Here is a 22,286-nt window from a genome sequence, read left to right on the forward strand (position 1 = left end):
CTTTTTCTATTAATTAAATGTAATGTTATGTACAGCCTCTTTATCAAGACGTTTAATAACTTCTACAATTAACTTCACTGCATTTTCATAATCATCACGGTGTAACATTGCCGCATGAGAATGGATATAGCGCGTTGCAATTGTAATTGCCATAGAAGGAATACCATTTACAGCAATGTGAATCGCACCCGCATCCGTTCCTCCGCCCGCTACTGAATCATATTGATACGGGATTTGTAATTCATCAGCAACATCAACTACGAAATCACGTAAACCTGTATGTCCAATAACAGAAGCATCATATAAAATGATTTGTGGTCCATCGCCCATTTTACTTTGCGCTTCTTTTGACGTTACACCCGGTGTATCTCCAGCGATACCAACATCTACTGCGAACGCGATATCTGGTTTAATATAATTCGCAGATGTTTTTGCCCCACGAAGACCAACTTCTTCTTGTACAGTTCCAACGCCGTATACAACGTTTGGATGCTTTTCACCTTTTAATTGTTTTAATACGTCAATTGCAATTGCACAACCAATTCGGTTATCCCATGCTTTTGCAAGTAACATTTTTTCATTCTTCATCACTTGGAATTCAAAGTAAGGTACAACTTGATCTCCTGGTCGTACGCCCCACTCCATTGCTTCTTCTTGGCTAGAAGCACCGATATCGATGAACATGTCTTTAATTTCAACTGGCTTTTTACGAGCTTCTGGAGGTAAAATGTGCGGTGGTTTTGAACCAATTACACCTGTTACATCTCCTTTACGCGTTACAATCGTCACGCGTTGCGCAAGCATAACTTGTGACCACCAGCCACCAACCGTTTGGAAGCGAAGGAAACCTTTGTCATCGATTTGTGTAATCATAAATCCAACTTCATCCAAATGACCTGCAACCATAATTTTTGGGCCGTTTTCTTCCCCTACTTTTTTTGCAACTAAACTCCCTAAATTATCAGTAGAAAGTTCGTCCGCAAACGGCTCGATATATTTCTTCATTACTTCACGTGGTTCACGTTCGTTACCAGCAATACCACGTGCGTCCGTTAATTCTTTTAGCATTGTCAATGTCGCGTCTAATTTTGTCATTGCCAACACCCTCCTTTTTCTTCAGTCAATTCATTATACAATAATTAAATTGAAATATTCAAAAATTAAATTAGTATCCTTGTGTTTGACGCTGATGATTTACTTCATTTTTATCTAAATATGCTTTTTCAATCTCTTCTTGCTCAAATTCAAGTGCTTGTCCAAGTCGAAGATAGCTCGTAAATAATTCAATATAGTTTGTAATAGATGGTTGATCTGTAAAACGAATTACTTTCGCATATGTGTCTAAGAAAATTTCCACTTGTGTTTTATTCGTTTGTGCACATTTATAGAATAGGAAGTTTTTATCAATACCTAAATCAATTCCGATTGATAAAATAAAATGCAAACCATCTACGTATTCTTCTAATATTACTTCACGTTCCGATGCTGGTTTGTTGCTCCAATATTTAAAACAACGTGTTTCATTTGCAAGTTCTCCAATTTCTACAAGAAGAGCTAACATTTTTTCTTTTAACAATTTTTTCGGTTGTAAGTCATGTTCTTTTGCAATACGGTCATCTAATTCTTTTTGTAATTTAAATAGTTGTAGTAAGTCCATTCTATTGTCCTCCTCCAACATCGCATTTTACGCAACAATGTTGTTTCATCTCAAAGTTCATTATTATGTTTCAGTTCTTATGAATAAGTCAGCTATCTAACTCTTTATAAAATAGCTTGTCCTTAATTTACAAATACGTTTCAGTCATCGCTCTTAAATTGTTCATCTGATGAAAGTTCCATATCATCTTTCCATTATAGCAGTGTCGTTTCGGCTAGGAAAGATACTCTTCTTTCCAAACGAGCAGAATTGAAAAAAGCCAGGAGTATTCTCCTGACTTCATATGTATATTCTTCTATACTGCTATAACTTTTATATTGATTTTGTCATATTGATAACGACATAGTCGTTAATCTTTAGAATTTCTTTCACTTCTAACTTCTATTTGAATACAAATAAAAAAACCTTAGAAGAAAATTCTTCTAAGGTTTCAACTAATTAATTAGTTAATGTTGTTTTTTGCAACTGTTGCTAATTCAGCGAAAGCTTTTTCGTCATGAACAGCTAAGTCAGCAAGCATCTTGCGGTTAACTTCGATGCCAGCATTTTTAAGACCGTGCATTAAGCGGCTGTAAGAAAGACCATTCATACGAGCTGCTGCGTTGATACGTGTAATCCATAATTTACGGAAGTCACGTTTCTTTTGACGGCGGTCACGGAATGCATACATTAGAGATTTCATAACCTGTTGGTTAGCAACCTTGAATAATGTATTTTTTGAACCGTAGTAACCTTTTGCTAATTTAATTACTTTTTTACGACGTTGACGAGTAACTGTACCACCTTTTACTCTTGGCATAATATTACCTCCTAATTGTTCTATATATCAGCCGAACTTATTTTAAGTTGTCAAGCATTTGACGAATGCGTTTGAAGTCACCAGCGCTTACTACACCAGCTTTACGTAGTTTACGTTTAGCTTTTGTAGATTTGTTAGCGAATAAATGGCTTGTGTAAGCGTGAGAACGTTTCAGTTTACCTGATCCAGTCTTTTTGAAACGCTTTGCAGCGCCGCGATGAGTTTTTTGTTTAGGCATAGGTATTTCCTCCTCTATCTATTACTTATCGTTTTTCGGTGCTAAAACTAAGAACATACTGCGTCCTTCCATTTTAGGCTTAGATTCAACTGTACTAACTTCAGCACAAGCTTCTGAGAAGCGATCTAAAACACGTTGACCGATTTCTTTATGAGTAATGGCACGTCCTTTAAAGCGAATTGACGCTTTAACCTTGTCGCCTTTCTCTAAAAACTTGATAGCATTACGAAGTTTTGTGTTAAAGTCGTGTTCATCAATTGTTGGACTTAAACGAACTTCTTTCATGCTAATTACTTTTTGATTTTTGCGCTGCTCTTTTTCTTTCTTCTGTTGCTCAAAGCGGAATTTACCGTAGTCCATAATGCGGCATACTGGCGGTTTCGCATTTGGAGCAACTAATACTAAATCAAGATTAAGATTTGCAGCTAAGTCTAAAGCGTCATTACGAGACTTGATTCCAAGTTGATCGCCATTTGCGCCAACTAAACGTACTTCACGTGCACGAATTTGCTCGTTAATCATCATATCCTTGCTAATAGTAAGCCACCTCCAAGGTTTTCTCAGAACATATTTTGTAGTCATAGAACCCGAACAAAAAAAGTGCGGGCATACGACACCCACACTTGTAAAATCTTAAGTAAGAAATACATTTACCTGTTAACTGCGAATGCGTCCATCAGGTGAGAAGCGGGTGCTTCTACTTGTTCCACAAAACAATATTCTATTATCCTTGATGAGTTTATCATAGGACATGACGTCTGTCAAGAAGACGCGATGTGTTTTACTAACAACAAGAAATATTGTAACAAACAACTAACATACTTGCAATACTTTTTTATGATAAGTGTCACATGGTTATTTTTTCTAATTTATCTCGAGTATATTACATAAAAAAGCCGCGGTATACCGCGGCTTTTTCTTATCGTTTTCCTTCTACTTTAATCATGTCAACAAAAGCATCTAATGCGATTGTTTCTGATTTTTGTTCACCATATTTACGTACGTTTACGCCGTTTTCAGTTACTTCATTGTCACCTACTACAAGCATGTACGGAATTTTTTGCATTTGTGCTTCACGGATTTTGTAACCTATCTTCTCTTCACGAGTGTCTAATTCAACACGGATACCAGCACGACGCAATTCGTCTTGTACTTTTTTCGCATAGTCTAAATGTACTTGCGGAGAAACTGGAATTACTTGTACTTGAACTGGAGCTAACCATGTTGGGAATGCACCTTTGTATTCTTCAATTAAGAAGGCTACAAAACGTTCCATAGTTGATACAACACCACGGTGAATTACAACTGGACGATGTTGTTTACCGTCTTCACCAACGTATGATAATTCAAAGCGTTCTGGAAGTAAGAAGTCTAATTGTACAGTTGAAAGTGTTTCGTCTTTTCCAAGAGCAGTACGAACTTGAACATCAAGTTTTGGACCGTAGAATGCCGCTTCACCTTCAGCTTCATAGTAATCAAGACCCATTTCATCCATAGCTTCTTTTAACATACCTTGTGCTTTTTCCCACATCTCATCATCCGCATAATACTTTTTAGTATCTGCTGGGTCGCGGTAAGATAGACGGAATGAGTAGTTCTCTAAACCGAAATCTTTGTACACTTCTAGAGTTAAGTTTACAACACGTTTTAACTCTTCTTTAATTTGATCTGGACGAACGAAAATGTGCGCATCGTTTAAAGTCATTCCGCGTACACGTTGTAATCCAGATAACGCACCTGACATTTCATAACGGTGCATTGTTCCAAGTTCTGCAATACGGATTGGTAATTCACGGTAGCTGTGAATATCATTTTTATAAACCATCATATGATGAGGACAGTTCATTGGACGAAGAACTAATTCTTCGTTATCCATTTCCATTGATGGGAACATGCCATCACGGTAGTGGTTCCAGTGACCAGAAGTTTCATAAAGCTCTCTGCTCCCTAGTACTGGAGTATATACGTGATCATAGCCTAAGCTTGCTTCTTTATCAACGATGTAACGCTCGATAATGCGGCGGATTGTTGCACCTTTTGGTAACCAAAGTGGTAAACCTTGTCCTACTTTTTGGCTATTAGTAAATAGTTTTAATTCTTTACCTAATTTACGGTGATCGCGCTCTTTCGCTTCTTCAAGCATACGTAAGTGCTCATCTAATTCTGCTTTCTTAACGAATGCAGTACCGTAAATACGTTGTAGCATTTTATTATTGCTATCACCGCGCCAGTAAGCACCTGCAACGCTTAATAATTTAAACACTTTAATTTTCCCTGTAGATGGAAGGTGAACACCACGACAAAGGTCGAAGAATTCGCCTTGCTCATAGATTGAAATAACTGCATCTTCTGGAAGATCGTTAATTAAATCTAATTTTAACTCATCGCCGATTTCTTCAAAGCGACGAATTGCTTCTGCACGTGGTACTTCATGACGAACGATTTCTAAGTTCTCGTTCACGATTTTTTGCATTTCTTTTTCGATTTTCTTGAAGTCTTCAACTGTAATTGCTTCTTCCATATCAATATCATAGTAGAAGCCATTTTCAATTACTGGACCAATGCCAAGCTCAACCTTAACATCTTTATATAAACGTTTTAACGCTTGTGCTAAAAGGTGGGCTGTTGAATGGCGTAAAATATATAGGCCATCTTCAGAATCTAATGTAATGATAGAAACTGCACCATCTTCTTCGATTGGTGTAACAAGATCGATCATCTCATCGTTTAATTTTCCAGCTACAGCTTTTTTCTTTAAGCCTGGGCTAATAGAAGCTGCGATTTCTTCAGTTGTTACGCCTTTTGGAAACTCCTTCACAGCTCCATCAGGGAAAGTAATTTTAACTACATCTGCCATCACTGGTCACTCCTCTTTTTCTCAAAATAAAAAACACTCATCCCGTAAAAAGGGACGAGTGTTGAATTCGTGGTTCCACCCTTGTTCCAATTAACATAATTGTTAATTGCTCAAGTTCAACATAACGGTGTTGTCCGTTAGCAATTACTAGAAAAACCGTTCACTGCTAAAGTTTAGAGGTGGTAAGTAATAATCCCGTACTAGGAAGCTCACACCCTAAGGCTTCCCTCTCTGAAAATCGTAGAAAACTACTCATGTCCTCATCATGACATTTCAATATATTTCATTTATGTAGGTAATTATATGCTCAAAAACTTAGAAAATCAAGGGCGTTACCTTTATTTTTTAAATTTTTCACATTGCGCTCAAAATCATGTAATCCATGTAATTGGACCCGTTCTTGGAACACATTTCGCAAAGTAATAATCATATTATGGTCTTGTTCTTTCGTATATAAATAAATCTTTTTAGGCGAAATAGAAAGAAGCGGCGCAATTACTTTCGTATCAATATATACATCATTTTGCTTTAATAATTCCTCATCTATATATTGGACCAACTTCTCCTGTTTTAAACGTCTACCTTTATCATCATAAAAGATAAAGCTTTCATCAAAAATAAGATGCACGCAAGACAAACGTGATTTACGGCTACTTACTTGTTGCCGAAGCGTCTCAATGAACATTTGGTATTCTTGCTCCATCTTATATTCATCAATTGCCACTTCCGCAAGTTTAGCCACCATTTCCCTATATGTACGAAGACGAAAACGGATATATGATGAAAACGAGAATGAGAGCGGATCACAAAGCCAATTATTTAAAGAAGACTTAATATATGACTCAAATGCGTTACGCGTTAAATCCTGAGCTACACCTTTTCTTCTTCCCTTTAAAATCTCATGTGCCATGTGCAATATTTGATGACACTCTTCTTGTTCTTCATAAAAAAACTTTTCTTTTAAAATCGTATAAATCCACTCATTTTGTTTCACATTCACAATGAAATACACCATTACTGGCAATAAGATTTTTTCAATATAATTCGATTCACGTACTGGTATGTGAATCACCACTTTTTGTTCCTGTAAATACACACTCGTTTCCTTATATAACACTTCCGCTCTTTTCAGCAATTGTCTATATACGTGCATAGCATCATTTTTTTCTTCGAAGCAAATTTCAATCACTTTTGTCCCCCCTTTTATCCCCGCTCTAAAGGACTGTATCTATACGTTACAAATCCTATAAGAGTCCGTCCCACGTGAATTTCACTCTTAGTAGAATCACATTTCCTATCGTTAGAAAATCCACTCAATATGGCTTGCTAATTTTATATATATTAAGGGAGGGAGAAAAAAATGATACAAGCTACTATGAATTTTTATTGTATACTTTACTTATCAATAAAAGGGGGTATTTGAATGTTTGAATATAAATTCGTAAAAGTCGAATTACATTGGGGGTTCACTCGCTCAAAACCAGCTGAAGACTACCAAGAAATTATTCAAGAACATGCTAGAGATGGCTGGAGGTTCGTACAGATTGTTGCCCCTACGATTGGCAGTTCTGGACAACCTGAATATTTCGACCTCATATTTGAAAAGAAAATATCACTATAATACAAAAGAGCAAGCTTCTCAGCTTGCTCTTTTACTTATGACGACGGTTTTTCCCACCAATTGGAATTGGTTTCGCTAAATATTTAATTCGCTCCATAATACGTGCTGCCTTCATTTCTTCAGCCTCACCACGCTGCGTATACGTTAAATGGTGTTCCAGTTGTTTAAAATCAAAATTAGACGTAAAGAACGTCGGTAAGTTTTCTAACATACGGAATTGCAAGATTGCACCAAGCACATCGTCACGCACAAAGCTTGACATCGCTTCTGCCCCGATATCGTCTAACATTAAAACTTGTACGCGTTTAACCGCATCAATCTTTTCACCAATCGAATTATCTTGAATTGAACTTTTAATTTCACGTAAAAATTCCGGGAAGTATACGAGCATCGAACTTATTTTCTTTCGAGCAAGCTCGTTCGCTATTGCTCCTAAAAGGTACGTTTTTCCTACACCAAATTTACCGTACAAATATAAACCTTGTGCTTTTTTACCTGGTTCATATGTACTTAAAAATTCATTCGCTGCACCAATTGCATCGATACGTGCATTTAAATCAGAAGGGTCTAAGTTTTCCATAGTTGCCTGCAAAATATCCGTTGGCATATATACACTTTGAACGAGTTTTTCATATTTCTTTCTCTCGTCATGCGCTACTTTTCTAACGCAGCGATCGTATTGAATATCAATCATCTTCCCTTGAATAACAAGCTTTGGCTCATAACCCTGTAGCATATTTTTACATGAACCTAAATCCGGACAATCCACGCAACCTACACTTTGTCCAATATATTCATATAACTTCACAAGACTGCGCTCAATCATAGAAGTCGTTACTTCACCCTTATGTTCGTCTATAAATTCTTTCACACGCGGATGCGCCATTACTTCTGCCTTTAGTACTTCATATCTATTTTTAAAGTTTTCATTTTCCATTAATTTTGCAAATGAATTTTGAATATGCTCCATTTTCTCACCTCAAAGAGCGTTCATTCTCTTCTATTAATCACGCTTATATTTTTTTAACACTTCTTCTAGTCGTTTTCTTTCATCTTCTAGCGTACTTGCATCTTTTTCTACACTTATATCTTTCTTCTCTGTTTCTTTCTCTTGTTCTTTCGGCTCTTCTTCCTTAAGCCAATCTGGCACCATTTCTTTCCGCACCGTTTTCTTCGCCGTACGGCCTTTTTTCTTCGTCTCAGCCCACTCTTGATATTGACGGTTCTCTTCTTTCGCTAACGCCATCGCGTCCGCTACTGTACCGACCTTTTTACGTGCCCAATGCCCAGCAATCTTCTCGACATACGTTTTCGCAAGTTTCATATCTGAGCGTAGCATAACGTAATAAATAAGTACATTCACAACTCCTGGTGTCAATTTTTGATTAATCATGACATCTTCAACGATCTGCAAGTCCGCTTTCGTTGCCTCTGCACCACCAGAAATCTCTTTCAATAGTTGTTTTGGCGAGATTTCCTCTAGCTGCTTTATTAACATCTCCTCTTGCGATGAAGGCTCTTTCTCTTTCATCGTACGTGCAGCATGAGGCTGTACTCTTTCACTTAATACCGGTAATGCTTGACCATTTTCAAATTGATACCAATCGCGTGCTCCTTTTCTAAGCCTTTCCGTATCAATTGTTTGCATCTCTGTCACTGCACCAAGAACGATATTTTGCATCGATAACACATCTACACCATACACGTAAGCAAGTGTTATAACGCAGTCTCTCACTTGATCTGTAATCGCCTTTTTAGGAACAAGAGCGGACAATCCATCTACAAATAAAGAGAAATCAAAGAAATCATTCCAAACTTTCGGAGCGTCTCCCTTCTCGTTACTTGGCATAGTTGTCGTTTTTGGAATACGAAGGTCTTCTTGCGCATGCTCCAGCTGTCCTGGATTAAACGAACCAAACACATCATTGAAAGAACGCGTAACATTTTCATAAGAAATAAAATCAAATTCTTCTTCTAAGAAATATTGCTTTACTTGATTATATTTTGTCCGGCTCAATCGATTGTATAAAAAGATACTTAAAACAATATCATCAAAAAACTGCTTCGGAGATAAAGGTGGTTGCAACTCATATATGAACATTCGAATATCTTTTTCTTTCTTAATATATACCTTCAATAGCCCAATTGCCTCTAACTTTACTCGTTCCTCATATATTTCAGGAAGTTGCATTTGCATAGTCACCATAAGGGAATGATGCGTATTCTCTTTTCCAAATACACGATCTTGCTCTAGCTCTCCCCATAGTGTCATGTATAAGCTAAAAGCTCTACTACCTATTAACGGCTGATACAACATCGTTAACACTTTTCGGTCGTAATTGTGCAGTAGCCCTTTCGCACTTACTTTATAACGATCAATCGGCAATAGCTCCATCCATGACTGTTTTTCCATTCTTGCTTTTCCTTTCTCTCATCCAATCTATCCTCTACTTCATTCGTTCTATCTTTATTATATAAATTCTTAGTGAAAAAGAGCTATTAGCTTGCGCTTCTAGCTCTCTTATCCTATTACTTACGGTATGTAAAGAGAATAAAATACAACTTCTACTCTCTTTCTTTTTGCAGTATATCTTTTAATTCTTCAATAAATACATTTAAATCTTTAAATTGACGATATACAGAAGCAAAACGTACGTAAGCAACATCATCAATATCGCGAAGTTCTTCCATGACAATTTCACCAATCATATCACTTTTCACTTCTGATATACCTAAATTACGCAGTTCACGTTCCACGCTTTGTGTTACTTCTTCTAATTGTCTTAAAGATACTGGTCTTTTTTCACACGCTTTAATTAAACCACGTAGAATCTTTTCTTTATTAAACTCTTCTCGTGTGCCTTCTTTTTTTACAACGATAAGAGGTGACTCTTCTACCCTTTCAAAGGTCGTAAAGCGACTTAAGCAGCTTTCACACTCTCTCCTTCTTCGAATAGAGCGCCCCTCGTCTACCGGACGCGAATCTAACACTCTTGTACCATTATGAGAACAGGATGGACAACGCAATACATTCACTCCTTTACACTATACTCTTTATTTTTCTCTACTCACTTCACCTAAAATATATATACAATATTATATAACTCATTCTAACTCTCTTACCACTTTAAGTTTCAGCGCATCACTTTATCATCTCATCCTTAAAAATAAGATGGTATATAGAGCACTACCTCATTTGCAAGAATCCAATTTATTCAACTAACGAGTACGTTATATTTTTCCTTTTTTATAAACTAAAAAAGAGGTGCATTATACACCTCTTTACATTTTAAATCAATTATGTTCTTTTTTAAAGAGCTTTTGTTTCTCTCTGCTTAATTTCGAAGCTACCAGTGCCTCGAGGAAGCTCGATGCTCTCACGCGTTTTCGCGTTTAAACCTTCTGCAATATATTCTGCAGCAACATTTGGATCAATACGATCCCCACAAGTATAAACATCAATACTTGCGTAACCGTGCTCCGGAAAGCTATGAATTGTTAAATGTGATTCCGAGATAATTACTACTCCACTTACACCTTGTGGTGCAAATTTATGGAAAGCAACCTCACGCACTTCAGCACCAGCTCTTAGTGCTGCATCCACAAATAATTGTTCAATATACGGCATGTCATTCAGTTTGTCGAAATCGCAATCCCAAAGTTCAGCAATCACGTGACGACCCATCGTATCCATAGTATCCATTCTACAGTTCCCCCTTGTAAATTTATTCTAACTGTTCGAATTGAAAACTAATTTGCAATTTGGCTTGCTCCACTACCACGGGGGAAAGTTAGTCCAGAGAGGTCCTAACCCTTTAAGTAGTGACTACGTACCTCAGCTCTTAAGTTTACGAGTGTTAGTATACTTTGTTTATTTTCATTTTGCAACAACAGTTTTTTCGATTTTCTGTCATATTTTCCTCTTTACTTTTCCCTAAAAAAAATAAATGATTCACAAATACAGTAATCACAACGTTTCGTGGTATGTCCACTTTCGAAAATATACTCCTATAATTTTTACCTTTTTAGAAAAAAATAAAAAAAGAGGGCAAATATTCACTTGCCCTCCCCTTATTCACTTAAATATGTTGTACATTTTCTTGTTTCGCTAATTCTTCAACCACTAACGTTACAAGATCTACAACACGACGAGAGTAGCCCCACTCGTTATCATACCAAGCAAGTACTTTCACTTTACGATCACCCATTACCATTGTAGATAAACCATCGATAATAGCTGAGTGTGTATTTGTATTAAAGTCAATAGATACTAAAGGCTCTTCGCTGAATTCTACAATACCTTTAAGCGCACCATTTGCAACAGTTTTGAATGCATCGTTAATAGCTTCAACTGACACATCACGTTTTACATCTACTACTAAGTCAACAAGAGACACGTTTGGTGTTGGTACACGAAGTGCCATACCATGAAGTTTTCCGTTTAAATGTGGAAGAACTTTTGCTAGCGCTTTCGCAGCACCTGTCGTTGTCGGAATGATTGATTGTCCGCAAGCACGTGCTCTTCTTAAATCTTTATGTGGGTTATCAATATTTTTTTGGTCATTTGTATAAGCGTGAACTGTCGTCATTAAACCGTTTTCAATTCCAAACTGCTCATCTAACACCTTCACAACAGGCGCTAAACAGTTTGTTGTACAAGATGCATTTGAAATAACAGTATGTTTTGTAATATCTAATTGGTCTTCGTTCACACCAACTACAATTGTTACATCTTCATTTTTACCAGGCGCTGTTAAAATAACTTTTTTCGCTCCAGCTTCAACGTGAAGAATTGCTTTTTCTTTTGAATTAAATTTACCAGTTGCTTCAATTACAACTTCAACACCTAAATCTGTCCAAGGCAATTCCTTTGGATCGCGGTTGTTTAAAAGGCGAATCATTTTTCCATCAACTAATAAGTGATCTTCAAATGCTTCTACTGTTCCGTCAAACTTGCCATGAACTGTATCATATTTAATTAAGTGTGCTAACGTTTCAGATGGATAGCTTGCATTGATTGCTACAATTTCGAATGCGCTTTCTTTTATTGCTTGACGAAATACCATTCTCCCAATACGTCCAAATCCATTAATTGCCACACGAGTCATAATATGTTATCCCCCTTGAATGCGTTATACTATTTATCTCCAATCCCAATAATAGTATAACACAAAAAGGAGATATGTCACTAAGCATTTTCATTAATTTCACAATTTTTTAGTCAATAATGTTCCACTTCCTTAAAATTACCTGCAATTGTGTTTTCGTTCCCATAATTGTGCCATCATTATTTATCACTTCATCTGCATTTTTCACTTTTTCTTCTAACGGCATTTGAGATTGAATACGAGCTGTTGCTTCTTCTTCTGAAAAGTTATTTCGTTTCATTAAACGTTCTAATTGCGTATGCGGCTTAACCGCTACAACTAAAATGCGGTCAACGAGACTTGTTAATTTGCTTTCAAATAAGAGAGGAATATCTAACACAACCGCTTGCATACCTTCTTTTATGTACATTTCCTTTTGCCTATTCATTTCCTCACGTACTGCAGGATGAACAATTTTATTTAACTGCAATCGTTTTTCTTCATTATAGAAAACGACACTTCCTAGTTTTGGACGATCTAGTTCTCCATCTTCTTGTAACACTTCCGTTCCAAATACTTCTACTATTTTGTTATATGCTGGTTTTCCTCGCTCTACAACTTCTCGTGCAATAATATCTGCATCAATTACTGGTATAATCAGTTCACGAAACATTTGAGATACTGTACTTTTTCCGCTTGCAATGCCTCCTGTTAATCCAATTACTACTGTCATCATAATCCTCCTCATAATAAAAGGCGCGAAACTAATGTTCCACGCCCATACTTACATTTTCCAAATTCCAATAATAATGAGTAATACTCCAGGCAGGAATGTAAATTTTTGTAACCACTTCATATTCGATAAAACCGTTCCAAGTTTCATTCCAATAAATAAAAACAAAGAACTCATAATTGCAACTAATATCGCCATCATAGCGGGTGCATACCCTAATAAAGATGCACCAATTCCGGCACCAAATGAGTCTACAGAAAGAGCGATACCAAGAAGCAATGCTTCTCCTGCAGAAATGGTGCCTGATTTATCAAAATCTGCTACAGTCGGTTTCCTTAAAATTTGAATCACTAGCCCTAGCGAGGCAATCTCTAATTTCCAGACCTTCTCCTCTTGCTTCGGTTCTTCTTTTTTCTCACTTCGAAAAAATTGATATAATACCCAAATCCCTATTCCAATAAGAACAAGCCCACCGATACGCGTTGCGATAACAGGTGAAAATACTTTCGCGATCATATGTCCAATTCCCATTGAAACAAGCATAACAGCCGCTGAACACATTCCGATAATTATAATTGATCTTAGTGGAATTCTTACACTTCTTAAACCATATGTTAGCCCTACACTACAGCTATCCAAGCTTAATGTAAAAGCTAATAAAATAAGAGATAAATAAAGGTACATCGGTAAGCTCCTCCCTTATACATAGCTCTGCTGTATGTATATGACAAATGCCTATCCGATGTTATCTCTTTTCTATATTCTAGGCTGACAAATTGGGCAGTAATGCGTTCCTCGTCCGCCAACAACTGTTTTTTCTAATATCGTACCGCAAGTTACACACGGTTCTCCCTTTTTTCCGTATACATTTAGGAGTTCTTGGAACGAACCAATTTGCCCTTGTGAGTTGATATACGTTCGAATTGTACTTCCGCCACGCTTCACCGCTTCGCTTAGCGTTGTAACGGTAGCCTCATAAATTCGCTCAATTTCTTCCACTGTCAAAGACGACGCTTCTCGTTCAGGATGAATTTGAGAACGGAATAAAACTTCATCTACATATATATTTCCAAGCCCTACTAAAAGACGCTGGTCCAATAACACAACTTTTATTTTACGATTCGTCTTTTGCAATCTTTCTTGTAAATACTGCGTTGTCAATTCCGCATCAAATGGCTCCGGACCTAAGTCAGCAAGAGGCATTTGGTTCATTTCTTCACCTTTCTTAAAGAGATGCATCGTACCAAATTTTCTCACATCTTTATAATGTAATTCCGTTCCATCTGTAAATAAAAAACGGACGTGCGTATGTTTATCAATCGGCTCATCCTCTTGATGTAGTAAAAACTTACCTTCCATACGCAAATGTGAAACAATAACATAATTTGTTACATATAGAAGCAAAAACTTACCTCTTCGCTTTATATTTTCAATCTTCTCGCCTTTTAGCATTTCTTTAAAAATTTCTGCATCATCTGGTCGTTTCACTATTTTTGGATAAGTAACAATAACATCTTCAATCGTTTTTCCTGTTACAAGATTTTCAAGTGTCCGTCTGACATTTTCAACCTCTGGTAATTCAGGCATTTCATCACTTCCTTATTTTGCGTCGTACCAAGTTGGACCGTAAGAATAATCAACTTTCAGCGGAACTGCGAGTTCAATTGCATGCTCCATTACTTCAGGTACAAGCTTCTCTAATTTTTCAATTTCTTCTTTTGGCGCTTCAAATATCAATTCATCGTGTACTTGCAGAAGAAGACGTGCTTGTAATCCTTCTTCTTCTAAACGATCCGCCATAATAATCATCGCTTTTTTAATAATATCTGCGGCAGTACCTTGAATTGGTGTATTCATCGCTGTACGCTCAGCGAAGCTACGTAAATTGAAATTACGACTCGTAATTTCTGGAATATAACGGCGACGATTTAATAATGTAGCCACATATCCTTTTTGTTTCGCATCTTTTACGATGTCCTCCATGTATTCTTGTACACCAGGGAAACTTTCTAAATACTTTTCAATAAATTCCGCTGCTGCTTTTCTTGTAATTCCTAAGTTTTGTGAAAGACCATAATCACTAATACCATATACAATTCCGAAGTTAACAGCTTTCGCTTGTCGTCTCATATTTGAAGTTACTTCATCTTTTTCAACGCCAAATACATCCATAGCTGTTTTCGTATGAATATCCATATCATGTTGGAATGCTTCAACTAGCCCTTTATCATTTGCAATATGAGCTAATACACGCAGTTCGATTTGTGAATAATCAGCCGCATACATAATCCATCCTTCTTCTGACGGAACAAATGCCTGACGAATCTTTCTTCCTTCTTCTAATCGAATCGGGATATTTTGCAAGTTCGGATCCGTTGAACTTAATCGACCTGTTTGCGTTAACACTTGATTAAAGCGAGTATGAATTTTAGATGAATCTTCATGTACAACTTTCAGTAAACCTTCAATGTAAGTTGAATTTAGTTTCCCTAATTGACGATAATGTAAAATATTTGGAATAATTTCATGGTGATTCATAAGCTTATCTAGTACATCAGCTGACGTAGAATAACCTGTTTTCGTCTTTTTAATAACCGGCAAGTTTAAGTTCTCAAACAGAATAACACCAAGCTGCTTCGGTGAATTAATATTAAATTCTGTTCCCGCAAGCTTATAAATTTCCTGTTCCATTTCCTTTAATCTACCCGCAAGTTCTTCTCCCATATTACGAAGACGCTCTGTATCAACTTTTACACCCTTTACTTCCATATCAGCTAATACACGTGCAAGCGGCAATTCTAACTCTGTAAACAGTTCATATTGCTCATTCTTCTTTAACTCTTCAACGAATGTTTGCTTTACATCATATAATACATGAACTTTACGAGCCACATGCTCCGCTACTACCTCTAACTTTGGAACAGCACGCTTCGCACCTTTTCCGTAAACTTCTTCATCAGATTTCACAGCATGCGTTTCTTTCATTTTCGCTACAGTACGGAAGTCTTTATCCGTATCAGCTGGATCAAGTAAATAAGCAGCGATTAATAGATCAAAGTCAATCCCTTGCATATCTATCCCATTCCATTTCAGTGCAACGATTGCACGCTTCGCATCAAATGTATGCTTTCTCATTTCTCCATCTGCAAGCCACTCTTTAAAAGCATCTGACTTAAGAGCAATGTCTGTCTGAATAAAGTAACATCCATTTTCATTTTGAATACCGAAACCTTGAATGTCTGCTTTATGATAGTTATCTTCTTGTACTTCAACGATAAGCGCACTATCTTGCTGAAGCATTTCTTCTGTAACTTCTTCCACAATATCAAATGTAATATCATCTAATTCAGCTGGAGCAGTTTCTTCTGGCGTAACGCCTAATTTATTTAAAAGAGATGTAAATCCTAAACTCTCGAACATTGGAATGACATCACTTGCTTCATATCCTTTATACGCCATATCATCCACATGAACTGTAATCGGCGCATCTGTAATAATAGTTGCAAGATCCTTACTCATAAGAGCTTGTTCTTTATTTTCTTCCAGTTTTTCTTTTAATTTCTTCCCACTTACTTGATCTATATTTTCATACACCGCTTCAACCGTTCCAAACTGTGTTAACAATTTAATTGCCGTTTTTTCACCAACTCCTGGTACACCCGGTATATTATCTGACTGGTCTCCCATTAAACCTTTCATATCGATAATTTGCTTTGGTGATAAGCTGTATTTTTCAAATAAAGCTTCTTTCGTATATTCATCCACTTCTGTAATCCCTTTTCGCGGAATACATACAAGCGTGTTATCAGAAACAAGTTGAAGTAAATCTTTATCTCCTGAAATAACTTTTACACTTGCCCCTTGCTCACTCGCTTCTTTCGCTAACGTTCCCATGATGTCATCCGCTTCATAATTTTCTAATTCATAACGCGGTACATTGAACGCATCCAGCATCTCACGAATAAACGGGAATTGCTCTGATAATTCAGGTGGAGTCTTTTGACGCCCTCCTTTATACTCACTATACGTTTTATGACGGAACGTTGTTTTGCCTGCATCAAACGCCACTAACATATGAGTTGGCTTTTCTTCCTCTAATATTCTCATTAACATCATTGTAAAACCGTAAATTGCGTTCGTATGTATACCTTTGTCGTTATTTAAAAGCGGTAGTGCAAAGAAAGCACGGTACGCGATATTATTACCATCTACTAATACGACCTTTTTTTCCAAAATTAAAACCTCCCCATACAAATTTGAAATGATTTTTTTCACAGAAAAAAACCGTTCCTTTCCTCTCTCTATATTAACATGACTAATAGAGAGAAGAAAAATAACGGCTATTTTCTTTCATATATAAAACAGACTTATATTGGCATAAAGGGAAGTGACGAGAACAGCTTAACTATTCTCGTCCAAAATTACTCCTTGGATGAAGGGGTTTTCATGTATTATATTAACAGAGCTTTATTAATATTTAATTAAGCCATTGTTAATATATTGTAAACATCCTTCATCCTATTTTTCAGTTGCTGATTTCGGTAAAACAACTGTAAACGTTGTCCCTTCTCCAACTTCACTATCTACTGTAATCGTACCTTGATGCGCCTCAACTAAATGCTTTACGATCGACAATCCAAGGCCGGTACCACCAGTATTTCTACTTCTTGCTTTATCCACCCGGTAGAAACGTTCAAAAATACGCGGAATTTCCTCTTTACTAATACCAATTCCAGTATCCGATACTTTTATATAAGCATTATATTTATCTTCCGCTAACTCTACTGAAACAACGCCTCCAGCCGGTGTATATACGATTGCGTTATTAATTAAATTAATAAAGATTTGTTTCAAACGACTTGGATCTCCAATAACAGAGGCACGTTTTAATACATTCACTTGTAAAGAGATTTCTTTTTCTCCTGCTTTATTATCAAGCACCATATGAATATCTTCAAGCAGCCCCTTCATGTCAACGGTTCCCATATTTAATTTAAATCCTTGTTGTTCGATCTTCGACAAATCTAATAAATCTTCAATTAATCCTTGCATGCGCTCACTTTCTTTTAAAATAATGTGCAAGAAATGTTCGCAGAATTTTTTATTATCCATCGCTCCGTCTAAGAGTGTTTCTGAAAAACCTTTAATAGAAGTAATCGGTGTCTTTAATTCATGAGAAACATTCGCTAAAAAGTCTTTTCTCATTTGTTCTAATTTCTTTAACTCTGTTATGTCATGGAATACGAGAACAATCCCTTTCCATTCATGGTTTGTCCCGATAATCGGTGCTCCATATACTTCGAAATGCTTCCGTTCAATTCCAAGTGGCAATAACATTTGTTTACGCACTTTCACTTCTGTCATAAAGATTTCTTCTACAAGCTCAATAATTTCTGTATGATGAAACGATTCATAATATAAGCGATCTAAATATTCTTCATCTGTTACGTGGAAAGTTTCCTTATAAGAGCGGTTTACAAGGTTTATATATCCTCGGCTATCAATTAAAATCATTCCACTTCCCATATTTTCAATTAACGTGTGCAGACGATCTTGTTGCATTTCTTGTTCAAGTGTCATCTCTTGTAAATTTCGTGCTAAAATATTAATCGCTTTACTCAGCATTCCTGTTTCATCCGAATGACTTTCGTATGCACGTGCTTTATAATTACCCTTTGCCAATTCAATTGCAACTTTTGTAACCGATTCAATTGGCCTAATATATTGCCCTGTAATTTTCATACCTAAAAATACAACTACGAGACAAGCAATGACAAATCCGATAATTAATAATCCCCACGTTTTTTGATGTACGTCTCTTAAAGGATCAATTATACTTTTCACCAAAATGTATCCTTGTTTTCCTTCTACATCTTGAACGAACACCGCATGATAAAATTCATTCTTTCGATCCGTTTCTTTCGTAATTACTTTACTTCGTTGTTTTGCCACTTCCGAAGAAAGTTCTTTAATCGTCTCTGGACTAAATGCCAATTCTTGTCCTTTTCTATATTGAACTTTCTTTTTTTCATCCAAAAATACGATAGAAGCTGGTATTTTTTCTTCTAACTTTTCAAATACGTATGGATTTTTTAAGACATTATTAAAACCTTGCTCTTCTGCTAACGTCGCAACATACTCCGTCTCTTTTACCATTCTCTCTTTAGCATGATCTATATAGTAGTTTTCAAACACAGTTTCTAGTAATAAACCTAGTCCAACTAAAATAAATACAATAAGAGAAACAAATGTAAAAAGAAGCCTGGAACGAAATTTATTCATTCCCTTTTGGCTCCTCTAATTTATATCCTAAACCACGTATCGTTTTAATGTACGTCGGTTTTTTCGTATTTTGTTCAATTTTATCGCGCAAATGGCTAATATGAACATCAACAATTCGTGTATCACCAGCAAAATCATAATTCCATACAGCACTTAATAATTGATCACGTGTCAACACGCGACTTTTATTTTTCGCAAGATACACAAGTAGTTCAAATTCTTTTGGTGTTAATTCAAGCTTTCTTCCTTGGAAATAAGCCTCATAAAACTCCGGTAAAATTTTAAGTTCTGCAATTGTGATGCTATCTTCGTCTGGCGCTTCTGCAACTTGTTCTTCTTGTTGTAATTTCGTGCGGCGCAAAATTGCCTTCACACGAGCAACAACTTCTCTTGGACTAAATGGCTTTGTCATATAATCATCTGCCCCAAGTTCAAGGCCTAGCACCTTATCAAACTCATCATCTTTTGCCGTTAACATTAAAATCGGCGTCATAACGCGCTGCAATCGTAATTCTTTACACACTTCCATACCATCCATTTTCGGAAGCATTAAATCTAATATAATTAAATCTGGGCGTTCTGTTGTCGCTTTTTGAAGCGCCATTTCTCCATCCATCGCTGTTATAACTTCAAACCCAGCTTGTTGTAAATTAAATTCGATTAAAGTTAAGATAAATTCCTCATCATCAACTACTAAAATACGATTGTTCATTCTTTTCCTCCAAGTTATAGACTTGAAACCTTCTTCATCCTAGTATTTTCCCCGTTATTCTCATCATACTAGAAAACAAGGTCCCTCTCAATATAATTGTCTATTCATGGATTCGGATTGTGCTATTGTTATTCCTAAAAACAATTACGTTCGCCTCAATTATGTTTTGTTATCCATACTTTATATACTTCCATATCGTTATTAAATTCTACTTCCGTATGAATATTGAGTTCTCAATTTTGCGCTAAAAGAAAAGATAAAGCATACGCTATTTTATAATCTGGTGTTTCATATCCATCAAATACTCTCTCGTACATTTCATTCACAAACCCGTCTGCCCACACTTCAGCTTCTCTTACCGTTTCAAAGATCACTCTTCTCTTTTCCACCTCACCTAAAAAACCACTCCTTTAATTGACTTCAATTACCGATAATAATATCATTAATCTTAATATATAAATTAATAATATTTGGAGGTCTATTATGCGACTAATACTATCCATTCTATCTTTAGCAGTCACATGTATCCTTGCTTTTAACGCTCCTAGCTGGGATACGATTAAAACGGGTTGCTCAGAATTTGCTGAAGGGTTCAAAGAAGGGTTTTTCAACTAAAAATGGCGCTAGCATCCTTATTAAAGGTATGCTAGCGCTATTTTTATTTTCATCTTTTAAAAGTTATCTAATGCTTTTTCCATAATGGAAACAGATTTATAAGGTGGCGTTACTGTTAATGAACCCTTTACAACAGTTTCTCCTTTTTCATCATGAGCAGATACAAGCATATCAATTGTATGTTCCTCCTCAGAAACAGCCACAACTTCAAAGTGGATTTGTAACGTTTCATAATGGTGAACATGTTTCACGAATGTAAGGTCCTTTCTCGTAATATGACTTCCTGGACCCGGTAAATATTTCGTAACCGCCGTTGTAATCATTCCCGTTAGCATAATGCTTGGTACAATCGGCTTTTCATACGGAGTTTGGGATGCGTAATCATGCTGAATATATAATGGATTGGCATCATTCGTTAACCCTAAGTACAATAACAAATCTTTATCCTCAATTTTTTCAGTGATAGATAATTTCTCTCCTACTGTAATTTCATCCATTTTACGACCAATTTGAACTTTTTTCTTTAACATGTTACAACCCCCTCCGATTTTTTCACCTTATTATCCTACTAAAAGCGATACCTTATCCGAAATTTACTATGATGAGGGCAATGTATAGTATAAATCTACAGTTTCATTATAGGATATTACAAATGATAGCGTTTTCATATTATTTCAAAAAAACAATTCGGTAAATAGTAGAAAAAGATTCGGAATCCCGAATCTTTTTCACTACTATTCAATTATTAAACAAGAACTTTCATTACGTTACGTACAGATTCTACAGAGCGATCTAACGCTTCTTTTTCATCTGCAAGAAGTTCTAATTCAATAATTTTTTCAATTCCGTTACCACCTAGAATTACTGGTACCCCTAAGTAAAGGTCACTATAACCATACTCACCTTCAAGGTACGCAATAGCCGGTAATACACGGCGTTGATCTTTTAAGATTGCTTCTGTCATTTCAACTAAAGAAGCTGCTGGTGCGTAATATGCACTACCGTTTCCTAATAAGCCTACAATCTCACCGCCACCTTTACGTGTACGTTCTACGATTGCTTCTAAACGCTCTTTCGGAATTAACGTTTCTAACGGAATACCGCCTGCATAAGAATAACGCACAAGAGGTACCATGTCGTCACCGTGTCCACCAAGAACAAATCCTGTAATATCTTTTACAGAAAGATTTAATTCTTGTGCGATGAATGTACGGAAACGAGCTGTATCTAATACACCCGATTGACCGATAACACGCTCTTTCGGGAATCCTGCTTCTTTAAATACAGAATATGTCATTGCATCAACTGGATTTGTTAACACAACAATAATTGCATTTGGTGAATGTTTTGCAATGTCGCGCGTAATACTTTTCATAATTTTAGAGTTTGTTGCTACTAAGTCATCACGGCTCATACCAGGCTTACGTGCAATACCTGCTGTAATAACGACAACGTCAGAATCAGCAGTATCTGCGTAATCAGATGTTCCAATAATGTTAGCATCAAAACCTTGTACTGGGCTCGCTTCTAACATATCTAACGCTTTCCCTTTTGTTGGATTTTCCAGTTGTGGAATGTCCACTAATACAACATCTGCAAGTTCTTTTTGTGCTAATAAGAATGCCGTTGTTGCTCCTGTAAATCCTGCACCGATGACTGAAACCTTCTTGCGTTTGATTGTCATA

The 22,286-nt window shown here is 36.4% G+C and carries 22 protein-coding genes, 1 pseudogene and 2 other annotated features; of the genes and pseudogenes, 2 read left to right on the forward strand and 21 right to left on the reverse strand.

All coding sequences use genetic code 11. The annotated features are described in order from the left end of the window. Nucleotides 1–9 precede the first annotated feature (9 nt). The 7 genes from NST27_RS22365 to ytxC all read right to left on the reverse strand — a co-directional run bounded on the left by NST27_RS22365 (nucleotide 10) and on the right by ytxC (nucleotide 6,740). Nucleotides 10–1,095, reverse strand: coding sequence for a M42 family metallopeptidase (locus tag NST27_RS22365; RefSeq protein WP_000163557.1), 1,086 nt, complete (start codon nucleotides 1,093–1,095; stop codon nucleotides 10–12). 70 nt (nucleotides 1,096–1,165) lie between these two features. Then, nucleotides 1,166–1,657 carry a dUTP diphosphatase gene (locus tag NST27_RS22370; RefSeq protein ID WP_000365050.1) on the reverse strand — a complete coding sequence of 164 codons (492 nt, stop codon included), beginning with the start codon at nucleotides 1,655–1,657 and terminating at the stop codon, nucleotides 1,166–1,168. Nucleotides 1,658–2,099: 442 nt separating this feature from the next. Continuing rightward, the gene (gene rplT, locus NST27_RS22375) at nucleotides 2,100–2,456 is read right to left on the reverse strand and encodes a 50S ribosomal protein L20 (protein ID WP_001138362.1); all 357 of its coding nucleotides are present in this window, start codon (nucleotides 2,454–2,456) and stop codon (nucleotides 2,100–2,102) included. A 37-nt stretch (nucleotides 2,457–2,493) separates the two neighbouring features. Then, complete coding sequence (gene rpmI, locus NST27_RS22380) at nucleotides 2,494–2,694, reverse strand: 50S ribosomal protein L35 (protein ID WP_001125945.1); 201 nt, start codon at nucleotides 2,692–2,694, stop codon at nucleotides 2,494–2,496. Nucleotides 2,695–2,715: 21 nt separating this feature from the next. Further along, nucleotides 2,716–3,219 carry a translation initiation factor IF-3 gene (gene infC / locus NST27_RS22385; RefSeq protein ID WP_000973215.1) on the reverse strand — a complete coding sequence of 168 codons (504 nt, stop codon included), beginning with the start codon at nucleotides 3,217–3,219 and terminating at the stop codon, nucleotides 2,716–2,718. 63 nt (nucleotides 3,220–3,282) lie between these two features. Next, nucleotides 3,283–3,403: a sequence feature (ribosomal protein L20 leader region), on the reverse strand. A 210-nt stretch (nucleotides 3,404–3,613) separates the two neighbouring features. Beyond that, complete coding sequence (gene thrS, locus NST27_RS22390) at nucleotides 3,614–5,551, reverse strand: threonine--tRNA ligase (RefSeq protein WP_000786083.1); 1,938 nt, start codon at nucleotides 5,549–5,551, stop codon at nucleotides 3,614–3,616. Nucleotides 5,552–5,598: 47 nt separating this feature from the next. Continuing rightward, nucleotides 5,599–5,827 (reverse strand) — a binding site (T-box leader). Between the two features lie 31 nt (nucleotides 5,828–5,858). Further along, nucleotides 5,859–6,740: a putative sporulation protein YtxC gene (gene ytxC, locus NST27_RS22395; RefSeq protein WP_000569629.1), complete on the reverse strand. Its 882-nt coding sequence runs from the start codon at nucleotides 6,738–6,740 to the stop codon at nucleotides 5,859–5,861. A gap of 234 nt (nucleotides 6,741–6,974) precedes the next feature. Here ytxC and NST27_RS22400 point away from each other — a divergent pair, with 234 nt between their 5' ends. After that, nucleotides 6,975–7,172, forward strand: a complete 198-nt coding sequence (locus NST27_RS22400) for a DUF4177 domain-containing protein (protein ID WP_000464457.1) — start codon at nucleotides 6,975–6,977, stop codon at nucleotides 7,170–7,172. A 31-nt stretch (nucleotides 7,173–7,203) separates the two neighbouring features. Here NST27_RS22400 and dnaI read toward each other — a convergent pair whose 3' ends face one another. The 12 genes and pseudogenes from dnaI to NST27_RS22460 all read right to left on the reverse strand — a co-directional run bounded on the left by dnaI (nucleotide 7,204) and on the right by NST27_RS22460 (nucleotide 20,380). Further along, on the reverse strand, nucleotides 7,204–8,142 hold the full coding sequence (gene dnaI, locus NST27_RS22405; RefSeq protein ID WP_000400104.1) for a primosomal protein DnaI: 939 nt from the start codon (nucleotides 8,140–8,142) through the stop codon (nucleotides 7,204–7,206). A gap of 33 nt (nucleotides 8,143–8,175) precedes the next feature. Beyond that, nucleotides 8,176–9,585, reverse strand: a complete 1,410-nt coding sequence (locus NST27_RS22410) for a replication initiation and membrane attachment family protein (RefSeq protein ID WP_000415035.1) — start codon at nucleotides 9,583–9,585, stop codon at nucleotides 8,176–8,178. A 152-nt stretch (nucleotides 9,586–9,737) separates the two neighbouring features. Further along, entirely contained in the window at nucleotides 9,738–10,199 is a 462-nt protein-coding gene (nrdR, locus tag NST27_RS22415; protein WP_001203687.1) for a transcriptional regulator NrdR, read from the reverse strand. A 283-nt stretch (nucleotides 10,200–10,482) separates the two neighbouring features. Beyond that, nucleotides 10,483–10,866 (reverse strand): adenosylmethionine decarboxylase, encoded by a 384-nt coding sequence (gene speD, locus NST27_RS22420; RefSeq protein ID WP_002003660.1) that lies wholly within the window; start codon nucleotides 10,864–10,866, stop codon nucleotides 10,483–10,485. A gap of 385 nt (nucleotides 10,867–11,251) precedes the next feature. Beyond that, nucleotides 11,252–12,280, reverse strand: a complete 1,029-nt coding sequence (locus tag NST27_RS22425; protein ID WP_000198968.1) for a glyceraldehyde-3-phosphate dehydrogenase — start codon at nucleotides 12,278–12,280, stop codon at nucleotides 11,252–11,254. Nucleotides 12,281–12,389: 109 nt separating this feature from the next. After that, entirely contained in the window at nucleotides 12,390–12,992 is a 603-nt protein-coding gene (gene coaE / locus NST27_RS22430) for a dephospho-CoA kinase (RefSeq protein WP_000219293.1), read from the reverse strand. A gap of 51 nt (nucleotides 12,993–13,043) precedes the next feature. Further along, complete coding sequence (gene ytaF, locus NST27_RS22435) at nucleotides 13,044–13,676, reverse strand: sporulation membrane protein YtaF (protein ID WP_000281743.1); 633 nt, start codon at nucleotides 13,674–13,676, stop codon at nucleotides 13,044–13,046. A gap of 72 nt (nucleotides 13,677–13,748) precedes the next feature. Continuing rightward, nucleotides 13,749–14,579, reverse strand: a complete 831-nt coding sequence (gene mutM / locus NST27_RS22440; protein ID WP_001114477.1) for a DNA-formamidopyrimidine glycosylase — start codon at nucleotides 14,577–14,579, stop codon at nucleotides 13,749–13,751. Between the two features lie 12 nt (nucleotides 14,580–14,591). Beyond that, nucleotides 14,592–17,225 carry a DNA polymerase I gene (gene polA, locus NST27_RS22445; protein WP_000412803.1) on the reverse strand — a complete coding sequence of 878 codons (2,634 nt, stop codon included), beginning with the start codon at nucleotides 17,223–17,225 and terminating at the stop codon, nucleotides 14,592–14,594. A 285-nt stretch (nucleotides 17,226–17,510) separates the two neighbouring features. Further along, the gene (gene phoR / locus NST27_RS22450; RefSeq protein ID WP_001032108.1) at nucleotides 17,511–19,274 is read right to left on the reverse strand and encodes a sensory box histidine kinase PhoR; all 1,764 of its coding nucleotides are present in this window, start codon (nucleotides 19,272–19,274) and stop codon (nucleotides 17,511–17,513) included. Next, on the reverse strand, nucleotides 19,267–19,986 hold the full coding sequence (phoP, locus tag NST27_RS22455; protein WP_001065220.1) for a two-component system response regulator PhoP: 720 nt from the start codon (nucleotides 19,984–19,986) through the stop codon (nucleotides 19,267–19,269). The genes phoR and phoP overlap by 8 nt, the downstream gene beginning before the upstream one ends. 155 nt (nucleotides 19,987–20,141) lie before the next feature. Continuing rightward, nucleotides 20,142–20,380, reverse strand: a pseudogene (locus NST27_RS22460) (hypothetical protein). A gap of 89 nt (nucleotides 20,381–20,469) precedes the next feature. Between NST27_RS22460 and NST27_RS22465 the strand changes: the two are divergent. Further along, nucleotides 20,470–20,601: a hypothetical protein gene (locus NST27_RS22465; protein ID WP_001237022.1), complete on the forward strand. Its 132-nt coding sequence runs from the start codon at nucleotides 20,470–20,472 to the stop codon at nucleotides 20,599–20,601. Between the two features lie 56 nt (nucleotides 20,602–20,657). Here NST27_RS22465 and NST27_RS22470 read toward each other — a convergent pair whose 3' ends face one another. Together NST27_RS22470 and mdh are read right to left on the reverse strand one after the other, a co-directional pair. Then, the gene (locus NST27_RS22470; RefSeq protein ID WP_000914181.1) at nucleotides 20,658–21,131 is read right to left on the reverse strand and encodes a MaoC family dehydratase; all 474 of its coding nucleotides are present in this window, start codon (nucleotides 21,129–21,131) and stop codon (nucleotides 20,658–20,660) included. A gap of 215 nt (nucleotides 21,132–21,346) precedes the next feature. After that, a complete protein-coding gene (mdh, locus tag NST27_RS22475; protein WP_000153232.1) occupies nucleotides 21,347–22,285 on the reverse strand; it encodes a malate dehydrogenase in 939 nt (312 codons plus the stop codon). Nucleotide 22,286: the final 1 nt, after the last annotated feature.

The sequence above is a fragment of the Bacillus sp. FSL W8-0770 genome (assembly GCF_038008705.1).
In the GTDB taxonomy this organism is placed as follows: domain Bacteria; phylum Bacillota; class Bacilli; order Bacillales; family Bacillaceae_G; genus Bacillus_A; species Bacillus_A cereus.